The organism is Neorhizobium petrolearium, assembly GCF_029854435.1.
Taxonomy (GTDB): domain Bacteria; phylum Pseudomonadota; class Alphaproteobacteria; order Rhizobiales; family Rhizobiaceae; genus Neorhizobium; species Neorhizobium petrolearium.
In genome coordinates, this window is the sequence record NZ_CP123000.1 from 1,913,431 (window position 1) to 1,926,023 (window position 12,593).

Below are 12,593 nucleotides of genomic sequence, written 5' to 3' on the forward strand. Positions count from 1 at the left end.
GATGTGAAGCCCCGGCCGGCGGCCGCGAGGCGGATTAGATGGCGTCTAGGCCCGTTTCACCGGTACGGATGCGGATGACCTCCTCCACATTGGAGACGAATATCTTGCCGTCCCCGATCCGTCCAGTCTGCGCGGCATTCCGGATGGCTTCGATGACCGCATCCGCATTCTCGTCCGCCAGGACGACCTCGACTTTCACCTTCGGCAGAAAGTCGACGACATATTCCGCGCCACGATAGAGCTCGGTATGACCTTTCTGGCGGCCAAAACCTTTTGCCTCGGTCACGGTGATCCCTTGCAAGCCGACCTCCTGAAGGGCTTCCTTCACTTCGTCGAGCTTGAAAGGCTTGATGATCGCTTCGATCTTTTTCATGAGAAACTATCTCTCCGCTTCTCCCTTGAAGCAGGCCTCTACCCACTTGGCCATGCCAATGCAGTTATCGTGCCAAACTCGGATGGCACTTTCAAAAAAATAATGCTGTTTTGCACCAAATCCCAACACAAGCGAGGGTTTCGTGGCAAAAATGCCTCCGTTTTTCCCGGATATTGTGCATCACAGCACAAAAAATGCGCTTTCATGACGATTTTTTGAAAGTTGAACAAGCGTAAATGTGTACGCGGAAATGATGATAATTTAATCATTTGCTTATTTTGTATGCCAATTGACGTGTGAAACAGCACTTGTTTTCTGTTCATCTTTCCGTTCAATAGCAGCATGCGCAAATCGCTGGACCATATTCTTTTGACGCCTGACGAGATGGGAGCGGCCGATGCTGCCTCGGCTGAATCCGGCATTCCGTCTTTCGGCCTGATGGAACGGGCGGGGCAGGCGGTGGCAGCGTCGGCACTGCGGCATTTTCCAGGTGCCCGGCGCTTTGTCGTGCTGTGCGGCCCTGGCAACAATGGCGGTGATGGATATGTCGCGGCCCGGGCTCTCGCGCAAGCGGGCGCATCTGTTGCCATCTATCATCTGGCTGATCCGCAAAAGCTGAAGGGCGATGCGAAGCTGGCGCGCGAACTCTCCGGTTTGCCGTCACAACCATTGCAGGACTATCATCCGGCAAACGGCGACGTCGTGATCGATGCGCTGTTCGGGGCGGGTCTCGCCCGCGCCGTCCCCGAACCCGTCGTGGATGTGATCCATAAGGTCCGTGAGGCGAAGATCCCGGTCCTTGCTGTCGATCTGCCTTCCGGTCTCTGCGGGCGACGCGGCATCCCCCTCGGTGCCGCTTTCGAGGCGAACTGCACGGTCACCTTCATGACGCGCAAGCCGGGGCATCTTCTGCTGCCGGGACGGGTGCGTTGCGGCGAAGTGGAGGTCTTCGACATCGGCATTCCGGCGCGGATCATTGACACCGTCGCCGGGAAGACAAGGGAGAACTCGCCCGTGTTGTGGCGCAATCTCCTGCCGGCATCCGGTCCCGATACGCATAAATACCGGCGCGGACATCTAACGGTGTTTTCCGGCCCGGCGAGCAGGACGGGTGCCGCCAGACTTTCGGCGGCGGCGGGGCTGAAGACGGGGGCAGGGCTGGTGACAGTGGCTTCGCCAAGCGATGCCATGGAAATTAATGCGGCTTCGCTCACCGCTGTCATGCTGCATCAGATCGATACCGTGGAAGATCTGGAAACGTGGCTTCGCACCGCAAAGCTTGCCGCTTTCGTGCTCGGACCCGGCTTCGGCGTTGGCGGGAGGGCAAGGCAATTCGTGCTGGCTCTGCGGGATCGTCCGCTGGTGCTCGATGCGGACGGCATAACGTCATTCAGGGACGATCCGTCGGAACTGTTCGACGCCTTTGCCGACGGCAATACCCATCTTGCGCTGACGCCGCATGAGGGCGAGTTCTCGCGCCTCTTCCCGGATTTGGCCGCCGACGAAAACCTGAGCAAGGTGGAAAAGGCGGTGAAAGCCGCCGAACGTGCTCATGCGGCAATCGTCTACAAAGGCGCCGACACGGTGATCGCGGCGCCGGACGGCCGCGCCTACATCGACACGAACGGACCGCCGTCGCTCGCCACTGCCGGCTCCGGCGACGTTCTCGCCGGCATGATCGGCGCACTCTTCGCCCAAGGAATGCCGGCCTTCGACGCGGCGGCAGCCGCCGTCTATTTTCATGGCGAAGCTGCAAAGCGGGTAGGCAGGAGCATGACGGCCGAGGATCTCGCCGACCACGCCGGCGTCTGGCCAGATCCCTAGCCGCGACTTTCCAGGAGTTCGCGCATCGCCATCGCACCATAAGGCGCATTCACCTTGCCTTCATGGATGAAGAAGGCGAAAACGTCGCGTGGCTCCTTCTTCGGCCTGTGCTTGTCGTCGACCAGCGGCAGGTCGTCCGGCACGTCACCCTCGGCCCAGGTCTCCAACCTTTTCGCCCAGGCCTTCATATCCTCTTCCGCATAGCAGGTCTTGATCTCGTCTGACCCTTTTTGCAGGCGTGCATAGACGAAGTCCGCAGTGACATCGGCGATCATCGGATAGTCGAAATGATCGGCGCAGACGGGAGCGATGTTGTATTTCGCAAGCAGCGCCACGAATTCCGGTACCTTGAATGTGTCGTGACGAACTTCGACCACATGTGCCAGCTTCAGGCCGTCGAGCTTGTTCGGCAGAAGTTTCAGGAAGGCCTCGAAATCATCCGGCTCGAATTTCTTCGTCGGCGCGAACTGCCACAGCAGCGGCCCGAGATGATCGCCGAGTTCCGTCAGCCCCTGACCTAGGAACTTCTCGATCGATTCCCCGGCCTCCGCGAGAACCTTGCGGTTGGTGGTGAACCGGCTTGCCTTCAGCGAAAAGATAAAACCGTCCGGCACGTCGGCCGCCCATTTCGCAAAGGTCTCCGGCTTCTGGGAGCCGTAATAGGTGCCGTTGACCTCGATGACCGCGAGCTTGCTCGCGGCATATTCGAGCTGCTTCTTCTTCGGCAGCTTGTCGGGATAAAACGTGCCCTCCCAGGGTTCGAAAGTCCATCCACCGATGCCCGTGCGGATAATGCCGGCTTTAGTCATTCACATCCTCCCAATGCGGATGTTTACTCCGCCGCTTCCACCTTTTTTGCCGGTCGCCGATCCAGCAGTTCCTTCAGGAATTGCCCGGTATAGGACCGCTTTTCCCTGACGATCTGTTCCGGCGTACCTGCCGCGACGATCTCGCCGCCGCCCGTGCCGCCTTCCGGACCGATATCGATAATCCAGTCCGCCGTCTTGATGACTTCGAGATTGTGCTCGATCACCACCACGGAATTGCCCTGGTTCACCAGTTCGTGCAGCATTTCCAGGAGCTTGGCGACGTCGTGGAAATGCAGGCCGGTCGTCGGCTCGTCGAGGATATAGAGCGTGCGGCCGGTCGAGCGCTTCGACAGTTCCTTGGCTAGCTTGACGCGCTGCGCCTCGCCACCCGAAAGCGTATTGGCCTGCTGACCAACCTTGATATAGCCGAGGCCCACATCGAAGAGCGACTGCAGCTTGTCGCGCACCGCAGGCACCGCGGAGAAGAACTCGACGCCTTCTTCGACCGTCATGTCGAGCACGTCGGCGATCGACTTTCCCTTGAAGGTGACGTCCAGGGTCTCGCGATTGTAGCGCTTGCCATGGCAGACGTCGCAGGTGACATAGACGTCCGGCAGGAAGTGCATCTCGATCTTGATGACGCCGTCGCCCTGACAGGCCTCGCACCGCCCACCCTTGACGTTGAACGAAAAACGGCCCGGTTGATAGCCGCGCGCTTTTGCTTCCGGCAGGCCCGCAAACCAGTCGCGGATCGGCGTGAAGGCGCCGGTATAGGTCGCCGGGTTGGAGCGCGGCGTCCGTCCGATCGGCGACTGGTCGATATCGATCACCTTGTCGATGAATTCGAAACCGTCGATCCGGTCGTGCTCGGCAGGGATCTCGCGGGCGCCCATGATGCGGCGTGCGGCCGCCTTGTAAAGCGTCTCGATCAGGAACGTGGACTTGCCGCCGCCCGAAACGCCGGTCACCGCCGTAAAGACGCCAAGCGGAATGGCAGCTGTAACATTCCTGAGATTGTTGCCGCGTGCGCCAAAAACCTTGATTTCCTTGCCCTTTTTTGGCTTTCTGCGCTCGGAGGGCACCGGCACGCCGAGCTCGCCGGAAAGATATTTGCCGGTCAGGGATTTTGGATTGGCCATGATCTCGGCCGGTGCGCCTTGAGCCACCACCGTGCCGCCGTGGATGCCGGCGGCCGGGCCGATGTCGACCACATAATCCGCCGTCAGGATAGCGTCTTCGTCATGCTCGACGACGATCACCGTGTTGCCGATATCCCTGAGGTGCTTCAGCGTGTCGAGAAGGCGCGCGTTGTCGCGCTGGTGTAGGCCGATCGACGGCTCGTCGAGCACATAAAGCACGCCGGTCAGGCCCGAACCGATCTGCGAGGCAAGCCGGATGCGTTGGCTTTCGCCGCCTGACAATGTGCCGGAATTGCGCGACAAGCTCAGGTAATCGAGGCCCACATCGTTCAGGAAGCGCAGGCGCTCGCGAATTTCCTTGAGAATTCTCACCGCGATCTCGTTCTGCTTGGCGTTCAGGTGTTCCGGCAGCGCTTCGAACCAGTCGCGCGCCACCCTGATCGACATCTCGGTGACTTCGCCGATATGCAGCTTGTGGATCTTGACGGCGAGTGCTTCCGGCTTCAGGCGATAGCCGTTGCAGGCGGGGCAGGGAGCGGCGGACATGTAGCGCTCGATATCCTCACGCGCCCATGCGGAATCGGTTTCCTTCCAGCGGCGCTCGAGATTCGGCACGATGCCTTCGAAAGTCTTCACAGTCTTGTAGGAGCGGGCGCCGTCGGCATAATGGAATTCGATCTTCTCCTCGGTCCCGTGCAGGATCGCCCTTTGCGCCTCTTCCGAGAGCTCGTTCCAGCGGCAGGAGAGCTTGAAGCCGAAAACCTTGCCAAGCGCTTCGAGCGTCTGGTTGTAATAGGGCGAGGTGGATTTCGCCCAGGGAGCAATCGCGCCATCGCGCAGCGTCCGGGCCGGCTCCGGCACGATCAGCGCTTCATCCACCTTTTGCTGCGAGCCGAGACCATCGCAGGTCGGGCAGGCACCAAAGGGATTGTTGAACGAAAACAGCCGCGGCTCGATTTCCGAAATGGTAAATCCGGAAACGGGGCAGGCGAATTTTTCAGAGAACAGCACCCGTTCGTGCGTTTCGTTGAGGGACTTGTTGGCGGATCCGCCGGCCGAAGTCTCCTCCGGCGGCAGAGGCTTGTCGGCGAATTCGGCGACCGCCAGTCCGTCGGCCAGTTTCAGCGAGGTTTCAAGGCTGTCCGCCAGGCGCGCCGAGATGTCGGAGCGGACCACCAGGCGATCGACGACCACGTCGATATCGTGCTTGTATTTCTTGTCGAGCGCCGGGACGTCGGCGATTTCGTAGAACTGCCCGTCGACCTTGACGCGCTGGAAACCCTTTTTCATCAGATCGGCGAGTTCCTTCTTGTACTCGCCCTTACGTCCGCGGATCATCGGCGCCAGGATATAAAGGCGCGTTCCTTCTTCGAAGGAGAGGATGCGGTCGACCATCTGGCTGACCGTCTGGCTCTCGATCGGCAGGCCCGTAGCCGGCGAATAGGGCACGCCGACGCGTGCGAAGAGCAGGCGCATATAATCGTAGATCTCGGTGACCGTGCCGACCGTCGAACGGGGATTGCGCGAGGTCGTTTTCTGTTCGATTGAGATCGCCGGCGAAAGCCCGTCGATCTGGTCGACGTCCGGCTTCTGCATCATTTCCAGGAACTGGCGTGCATAGGCCGAAAGGCTCTCGACATAGCGCCGCTGACCCTCGGCATAGATCGTGTCGAAGGCAAGCGAAGACTTGCCCGAGCCGGAAAGCCCGGTCATGACGATCAGCGAATTGCGCGGCAGGTCGAGATCGATGCCCTTCAAATTGTGCTCGCGCGCACCACGTATTGAAATGGTTTTGAGTTCACTCATCTTCATGCTCTCGGGAGGATCGAAGGTCCTTATGTAGTGATTGATCCGTCGCTGTCGAGACGGAAACTTGCTGCAATGCAGCGCCATTTCGAGTCGGTTGACAGCACTATAGGAATAAAATAGAACAAATAAAGAACAAATTTGCCTGTGGATTAAAAATCATCGGCGCCCAATGAGTGAGGCCGATGGGCTAAAGTGTCATGATTGGTTTTAAGTCCGCGGGATGCGGCAGAGACGAGGTGAAGAGTTATGGCTGGTAGCGTGAACAAGGTCATTCTGGTGGGGAATGTCGGGGCCGATCCGGAAATTCGCCGCACACAGGATGGCCGGCCGATCGCCAACCTGCGCATTGCGACCTCCGAGACCTGGCGCGACCGGAATTCCGGCGAGCGCCGGGAAAAGACCGAATGGCACAATGTCGTCGTCTTCAACGAAGGCCTCTGCAAGGTTGTCGAGCAGTATGTGAAGAAGGGCGCCAAGCTTTATATCGAAGGCCAGTTGCAGACCCGCAAATGGCAGGACCAGAGCGGCAACGACCGTTATACGACGGAAGTGGTGCTGCAGGGTTTCAATTCGACGCTCACCATGCTCGATGGTCGGGGTGAGGGCGGTGGCGATCGAGGTGGTTACGGTGGCGGCGGTAACAATCGCGTCGGGAACGACTACGGCGGCGGTGACTTCGGTGGTGGCGATGATTATGGCCGGCCGTCGGGCGGCCCGGCTCGTGGTGGCAGCCAGCAGCCGGCAGGCGGGAATTTCTCGCGCGATCTCGACGACGATATCCCGTTCTAGAATCGAGGATTTCCTCGACTTTCATCAACACCTGCAGGGATTGATGCCTGAGCGCTCTGTTTCATTTCAGGCGCTTAGACGCATATCGGCGTCTTGGGTTGCTCCGTCGGCGAGCATCGCCACCAGGACATCCGACTGTGATAATATCCCCACGAGTTTATTATTGCTCCGGGTGACCGGCAGGTAGTGCAGTCCTTCCTCGGCAAAGATGACGATGGCATCGGCAACGGGCGTGTCGGGACTAACGGTTCTGACGGGTGCAGTCATGATGTCCTTGATCGTGTCGCTGGGCGCGCTTTTGCCGGAAAGCACCAGGCGCAGGCGTTGGCCGAAGCCGATCCTGGGCCGTCCTTTGGTCCAGTTCGCCTTGTCGAGGAAATCGGTCTGCGTAACGATGCCGACGACCTCGGCTTTGTCATTGGTAACGGGCAGGGCCTTGAAATGATGGGCGCGCATCAGGTCATGCGCTTCCTTCAGCGAGTTGTCGGGCGCGACTGCGACGACGTCGCGGGACATGATGCTGGCACAATCGAGATGGACGGCGCGGCGGCGATAGGAGCGCAATTCCGTTCGCCGCAGGATGGTTTCGAGATCGTCGCGGTCGATATCGAGAAATTCGTCATATTCCTTCAGCACCTCGTCGAGGTCCTCTGACGTGAAGCCGATGCGCTGAACGGGAGCGGGATCGGCGGTGCCGTGATCAGTCGTGGGCGGCTTGATCGCGTGAGGGTAGGGGCGTCCCGTCAGGTTGTTGAAGATCAGGGCAAGCACGAGCAGGGCCAGCGAATTGCCTGCGACCGGCCAGAGGACAAAGCCGTATCCAAGTTCATGGATGGCCGGCCCGCCGAGTACGGCGGTAAGTGCGATCGCACCGCTCGGCGGATGCAGGCAGCGGAAGGTCATCATGAGAGCGATCGCGATACCGATCGCAGCCGCTGATGCTACGAACAGATCATTGATGAGCAAGGCGGCGGTCACGCCGACCAGCGCTGCAACAGTATTGCCGCAGAGGATCGACCAGGGCTGGGCGAGCGGGCTGGACGGCACGGCAAAGAGCAGGACGGCCGAGGCTCCCATCGGCGCAATCAGGGCCGGAAGCGATGCGTCGGCCCGCAAGGCCAGGCCTCCGATCATCCCCGTGACCAGAATTCCCGTCAGAGCGCCGAGAGCGGCGCGCAGTCTTTCCCTCGTACTGATGGGGCTGGCTTCGGGCAGAAGCCGGCGTAGGGTGCGTTGCATGATGGACTTTCGATTCCGATTGATGGCATTCCGGTTGGCGAGCGCTTTTAGCAGAAAACGGCGCTTTGTCGCGGGCTCTATAGATGAAAAGCCGAACGCACGCCGTCCACGATGAACTGGACGGACAGGGCGGCGAGGATGACGCCCAGCAGGCGGGTGAGGATCGCCCGGCCGGTGACGCCAAGAAAACGGTCGAGACGTTCTGCGATCAGCAGGGTGACGTAGACCAGCAGCATGATCAAGCCGATGACACCGATCAGCAGGGCGCGGTCAAGTGGGCCGGGGAATGTTCCGGCAAGCAGCACGGTCGCGGAAATGGCGCCTGGCCCGGCGATCAGCGGCAGGGCGAGCGGAAAGACCGCGATATTGTGGATATGGTCGATGGTGATTGCCGCCTGAGAGGTCTTTTCCTTCCGCTCCTGGCGTCTTTCGAAGACCATCTCGAAGGATATCCAGAAGAGAAGCAGGCCGCCGGCAATACGAAAGGCGCCGATCGAAATCCCCAGGATGCCGAGCACGCCCGAGCCGAAGAGAGCGAAGACGGCCAGGATGCCGAACGCAATCAGCGATCCCCGAAGCGCCACATGCCGCCTTTGGAGCGCAGTCATGCCGACGGTCAGTCCCAGGAAGACCGGCGCAAGCCCCGGTGGATCGAGTGTCACAAGCATCGTGGTCAGTGCATTGACCAGCATATCCGGGGTGGCCATATCCTCTCCTGTCAGGCTGCATCCTTGCAGTCGCATGCGAAGATTGTTAGGACAGGCGCGCGGTTTAGGGAAGCCTGCAACGGGTTTTCGAAAATGAGGTGCTATGTCTTGTACAATGCCCGGAAAACACCGCAAAAGCTGTTCAAAACCACGGTGGAAATTGGCGCTCGGAACCGCTTTCCGCTATAAACAACCAACTGATTCCGAACAGAGATCGTGATCCGATTTGACTGAGCAAAGCACACCCGGCGGCGGAAAGCTGCCTCCAGGCATCGAACCCATTTCCATCATGGAGGAGATGCAGCGGTCCTATCTCGATTACGCCATGAGTGTGATCGTCAGCCGCGCTCTCCCGGACGTCCGAGACGGACTGAAACCGGTTCACCGGCGCATCCTCTATGGCATGTCGGAACTGGGGATCGACTGGAACAAGAAATACGTCAAATGCGCCCGTGTCACCGGGGACGTGATGGGTAAATACCATCCGCACGGCAACCTGGCGATCTATGATGCGCTCGCCCGTATGGCGCAGGACTGGTCGCTCCGCCTGCCGCTGATCGACGGCCAGGGCAATTTTGGTTCGATCGACGGCGACCCGCCGGCGGCCGAACGCTATACCGAATGTCGCCTTGAAAAGGCTGCCCATTCCCTCCTCGACGACCTCGACAAGGAGACGGTCGATTTCCGCGACAACTACGACGGCACGCTCTCGGAACCCGTCGTGCTGCCGGCGAAGTTTCCGAACCTTCTGGTCAATGGTGCCGGCGGCATCGCCGTCGGCATGGCGACCAACATACCGCCGCACAACCTCTCGGAAGTCATCAATGGCTGCATTGCCATGATCGACAATCCGGCGATCGAGCTGCCGGAGCTGATGGAGATCATTCCCGGTCCGGACTTCCCGACCGGCGCCCTTATCCTCGGCCGTTCCGGCATCAAGTCGGCCTATGAGACGGGCCGCGGCTCGGTCATCATGCGCGGACGCGCCACGATCGAACCGATGCGGGGCGACCGCGAGCAGATCATCATCACCGAGGTTCCCTATCAGGTGAACAAGGCATCGATGGTCGAGAAGATCGGCGAACTCGTGCGGGAAAAGCGCATCGAGGGCATTTCCGACCTGCGCGATGAATCAGACCGCCAGGGTTACCGCGTGGTGGTCGAGCTGAAGCGCGACGCCAATGCGGATGTGATCCTCAATCAGCTTTATCGCTATACGCCGCTGCAGACCTCTTTCGGCTGCAACATGGTGGCGCTGAACGGCGGCAAGCCTGAACAACTCGCGCTCATCGACATGCTGAAGGCCTTCGTGTCCTTCCGCGAGGAGGTGGTGAGCCGGCGCACGAAATACCTGCTGCGTAAGGCGCGCGAGCGTGCGCACGTCTTGGTGGGGCTCGCGATTGCGGTTGCCAATATCGACGAGATCATTTTGCTGATCCGCCGTGCGCCCGATCCGCAGACGGCGCGCGAACAGTTGATGACCCGCCGCTGGCCGGCTCACGATGTCGAGGCGCTGATCCGCCTGATCGATGATCCGCGCCATAAGATCAATGATGACGGCACCTATAACCTGTCGGAAGAGCAGGCTCGCGCAATTCTCGAACTGCGTCTTGCGCGCTTGACGGCTCTGGGCCGCGATGAAATCGGCGACGAGTTGAACAAGATCGGTGTCGAGATCAGCGACTATCTCGAAATCCTGTCGTCACGTCTTCGCATCCAGCAGATCGTCAAGGACGAACTCGCCGCAGTCCGTGACGAATTTGGCACGCCGCGGCGCACCGAGATTCTCGAAGGCGGTCCGGATATGGACGATGAGGATCTCATCGCCCGTGAAGACATGGTCGTCACCGTTTCGCATCTCGGTTACATCAAGCGCGTGCCGCTCGGCACCTATCGCGCCCAGCGCCGCGGCGGCAAGGGCCGTTCCGGCATGGCGACGCGTGATGAGGATTTCGTCACCCGCCTGTTCGTTGCAAACACGCACACGCCGGTGCTGTTCTTCTCTTCGCGCGGCATCGTCTACAAGGAAAAGGTCTGGCGCCTGCCGATCGGTACGCCGCAGTCGCGCGGCAAGGCACTGATCAACATGCTTCCGCTGGAATCCGGCGAACGCATCACCACGATCATGCCGTTGCCCGAGGACGAATCGACCTGGGATAACCTGGACGTCATGTTCTCGACCACGCGCGGCACCGTCCGCCGCAACAAGCTTTCGGACTTCGTGCAGGTGAACCGCAACGGCAAGATCGCCATGAAGCTCGAGGAGGAGGGCGACGAGATCCTCTCCGTCGAGACCTGCAAGGGTCCGAACTCGGACGTCAACGAACCGGGTGACGACGTGCTGCTGACGACCGCGCTTGGTCAATGCATCCGCTTCCCTGTCGATGATGTGCGCGTCTTCGCCGGCCGCAATTCGATCGGCGTGCGTGGCATTACGCTCGGCGAGGGGGATCGCATCATCTCGATGACCATTGTCGGCCATGTCGATGCGGAGCCCTGGGAGCGTGCAGCCTATCTCAAGCGCTCGGCGGCCGAACGCCGCGCGGCGGGCGTCGACGAGGAGGATATTGCTCTCGTTGGCGAGGAAGTCACCGAGGGAGGGCTGCTTTCCGATGAACGTTATGAAGAGCTGAAGGCACGCGAGGAATTCGTGCTGACGGTTTCGGAAAAAGGCTTCGGCAAGCGTTCGTCCTCCTATGATTTCCGCACATCCGGACGCGGGGGCAAGGGTATCCGCGCCACCGATACGTCCAAGACCGCCGAGATCGGCGAACTGGTCGCCGCCTTCCCGGTTGAGGAAAATGACCAGATCATGCTTGTTTCGGATGGCGGCGTGCTGATCCGTGTGCCCGTCAGCGGCATCCGCATCGCCAGCCGTGCGACCAAGGGTGTGACGATCTTCTCCACTGCCAAGGATGAGAAAGTCGTATCGGTCGAGCGTATCAGCGAGCCGGAAGGCGACGAGGAAAACGGCAATGGTCTGCCTGAAGAGGTGACGGCGGAGACTGGTGATATCGGTGCAGGTCCGGAAGGCGGACCGACGGATGAAGGTACGGCCGAGTAGGCCGCGCCTCTTCAGAACTGGACGAGCCGAACAAAAGTTAAAAGCCGGAGGATCTGATCCTCCGGCTTTTGTTTGAACCGGTCGCGACGGGAGTTCTGCGTGATCCGGTCCGTACTACTGTGAATTTGCTTAGAACGCGCTGTGACGACGCGCGAAATCACGAAAATCCTTCATGTCCTCGCGCTCACGGCGAAGTTCGGAAATCGTGGATGCCACGGATGCCACGAACATGATGCTGATCAAGCCTGCAAGTACAGTCAACGTCACGAACATGGTCATCCCTTCTGGTTCGTGTACCCGCGTCAGTAATACGAGAGATCGCTATAGCGACCCGTTACCTGCGGGTAATTGAGATCGGTCAATTCGGATTTATCTTGATAAAGGGTTACTGTTGCCGTCAGCATTACAGCGATCATTGCCGTCCACACCAGGTTGATCATGGTGATCTTGTCAGGCATGACCGTTTTCCTTTTCGCGATCATCTCCGTCTGTCCTTCTTGTTTGCCTGAACGCGCGTCGCGCAAACAGGTTCCACCGCATTTTGAGAGAAACTTAGCCGGATTGCTCTGAAGCGTCCTTGAATGGCCCGTTCATCTGGCGTTCAGAATTCGACCATTTCACGCTTCGTCTGGTCCGAAAGCGACGACCATGGCTTCCACCAGGAAAGCAATCATCACGGCCCCCATCACTATCACCGCCAGCATCTTTCCTTCGTTTCTCCCTCGATACGGACGGGGCTTAGTGCCCGCCACGATGCGCATAAGATCACAATGCCGCTGAAACACCCTTGAACGGGGCATTCATCTTCCGTTCAGAATTGGGAGAGTCTTGCGGCGAGCA

11 protein-coding genes are annotated in these 12,593 nt (G+C 59.7%); 4 read left to right on the forward strand and 7 right to left on the reverse strand.

Going from position 1 to position 12,593, the window contains the following annotated elements:
* Positions 1-34: 34 nt before the first annotated feature.
* A complete protein-coding gene (locus tag QEO92_RS09770; protein WP_037146875.1) occupies positions 35-373 on the reverse strand; it encodes a P-II family nitrogen regulator in 339 nt (112 codons plus the stop codon).
* Positions 374-715: 342 nt separating this feature from the next.
* On the opposite strand from QEO92_RS09770, the gene QEO92_RS09775 reads away from it, so the two are divergent.
* Entirely contained in the window at positions 716-2,197 is a 1,482-nt protein-coding gene (locus QEO92_RS09775) for an NAD(P)H-hydrate dehydratase (RefSeq protein ID WP_227702873.1), read from the forward strand.
* On the opposite strand, the gene QEO92_RS09780 is transcribed toward QEO92_RS09775, so the two are convergent.
* Both QEO92_RS09780 and uvrA read right to left on the reverse strand, forming a co-directional pair.
* Entirely contained in the window at positions 2,194-3,006 is an 813-nt protein-coding gene (locus tag QEO92_RS09780) for a DUF72 domain-containing protein (RefSeq protein WP_227702874.1), read from the reverse strand. The genes QEO92_RS09775 and QEO92_RS09780 overlap by 4 nt on opposite strands.
* Positions 3,007-3,029: 23 nt before the next feature.
* Entirely contained in the window at positions 3,030-5,951 is a 2,922-nt protein-coding gene (gene uvrA / locus QEO92_RS09785; protein WP_227702875.1) for an excinuclease ABC subunit UvrA, read from the reverse strand.
* 249 nt (positions 5,952-6,200) lie between these two features.
* On the opposite strand from uvrA, the gene QEO92_RS09790 reads away from it, so the two are divergent.
* A complete protein-coding gene (locus tag QEO92_RS09790; RefSeq protein WP_037146883.1) occupies positions 6,201-6,743 on the forward strand; it encodes a single-stranded DNA-binding protein in 543 nt (180 codons plus the stop codon).
* A gap of 66 nt (positions 6,744-6,809) precedes the next feature.
* Here QEO92_RS09790 and QEO92_RS09795 read toward each other — a convergent pair whose 3' ends face one another.
* Together QEO92_RS09795 and QEO92_RS09800 are read right to left on the reverse strand one after the other, a co-directional pair.
* The gene (locus tag QEO92_RS09795) at positions 6,810-7,982 is read right to left on the reverse strand and encodes an HPP family protein (RefSeq protein ID WP_037146886.1); all 1,173 of its coding nucleotides are present in this window, start codon (positions 7,980-7,982) and stop codon (positions 6,810-6,812) included.
* Between the two features lie 77 nt (positions 7,983-8,059).
* Positions 8,060-8,689: a MarC family protein gene (locus QEO92_RS09800; protein ID WP_037146889.1), complete on the reverse strand. Its 630-nt coding sequence runs from the start codon at positions 8,687-8,689 to the stop codon at positions 8,060-8,062.
* Positions 8,690-8,915: 226 nt separating this feature from the next.
* On the opposite strand from QEO92_RS09800, the gene gyrA reads away from it, so the two are divergent.
* Positions 8,916-11,753 carry a DNA gyrase subunit A gene (gyrA, locus tag QEO92_RS09805; protein WP_227702876.1) on the forward strand — a complete coding sequence of 946 codons (2,838 nt, stop codon included), beginning with the start codon at positions 8,916-8,918 and terminating at the stop codon, positions 11,751-11,753.
* 129 nt (positions 11,754-11,882) lie between these two features.
* Here the strand turns inward: gyrA and QEO92_RS09810 are convergent, their stop codons facing one another.
* A complete protein-coding gene (locus tag QEO92_RS09810) occupies positions 11,883-12,026 on the reverse strand; it encodes a hypothetical protein (RefSeq protein WP_200883928.1) in 144 nt (47 codons plus the stop codon).
* 29 nt (positions 12,027-12,055) lie between these two features.
* On the reverse strand, positions 12,056-12,211 hold the full coding sequence (locus tag QEO92_RS09815) for a hypothetical protein (protein ID WP_200883929.1): 156 nt from the start codon (positions 12,209-12,211) through the stop codon (positions 12,056-12,058).
* A gap of 123 nt (positions 12,212-12,334) precedes the next feature.
* Here QEO92_RS09815 and QEO92_RS09820 point away from each other — a divergent pair, with 123 nt between their 5' ends.
* Positions 12,335-12,544 carry a hypothetical protein gene (locus QEO92_RS09820; RefSeq protein WP_227702877.1) on the forward strand — a complete coding sequence of 70 codons (210 nt, stop codon included), beginning with the start codon at positions 12,335-12,337 and terminating at the stop codon, positions 12,542-12,544.
* The last annotated feature ends 49 nt before the right edge of the window (positions 12,545-12,593 follow it).

What these genes read in the sequence shown, in the direction of transcription:
- QEO92_RS09770 (WP_037146875.1), bottom strand. Translation starts at nt 373, where the DNA reads ATGAAAAAGATCGAAGCGATCATCAAGCCTTTCAAGCTCGACGAAGTG.
- QEO92_RS09775 (WP_227702873.1), top strand. Translation starts at nt 716, where the DNA reads ATGCGCAAATCGCTGGACCATATTCTTTTGACGCCTGACGAGATGGGA.
- QEO92_RS09780 (WP_227702874.1), bottom strand. Translation starts at nt 3,006, where the DNA reads ATGACTAAAGCCGGCATTATCCGCACGGGCATCGGTGGATGGACTTTC.
- uvrA (WP_227702875.1), bottom strand. Translation starts at nt 5,951, where the DNA reads ATGAGTGAACTCAAAACCATTTCAATACGTGGTGCGCGCGAGCACAAT.
- QEO92_RS09790 (WP_037146883.1), top strand. Translation starts at nt 6,201, where the DNA reads ATGGCTGGTAGCGTGAACAAGGTCATTCTGGTGGGGAATGTCGGGGCC.
- QEO92_RS09795 (WP_037146886.1), bottom strand. Translation starts at nt 7,982, where the DNA reads ATGCAACGCACCCTACGCCGGCTTCTGCCCGAAGCCAGCCCCATCAGT.
- QEO92_RS09800 (WP_037146889.1), bottom strand. Translation starts at nt 8,689, where the DNA reads ATGGCCACCCCGGATATGCTGGTCAATGCACTGACCACGATGCTTGTG.
- QEO92_RS09810 (WP_200883928.1), bottom strand. Translation starts at nt 12,026, where the DNA reads ATGTTCGTGACGTTGACTGTACTTGCAGGCTTGATCAGCATCATGTTC.
- QEO92_RS09815 (WP_200883929.1), bottom strand. Translation starts at nt 12,211, where the DNA reads ATGCCTGACAAGATCACCATGATCAACCTGGTGTGGACGGCAATGATC.
- QEO92_RS09820 (WP_227702877.1), top strand. Translation starts at nt 12,335, where the DNA reads ATGGCCCGTTCATCTGGCGTTCAGAATTCGACCATTTCACGCTTCGTC.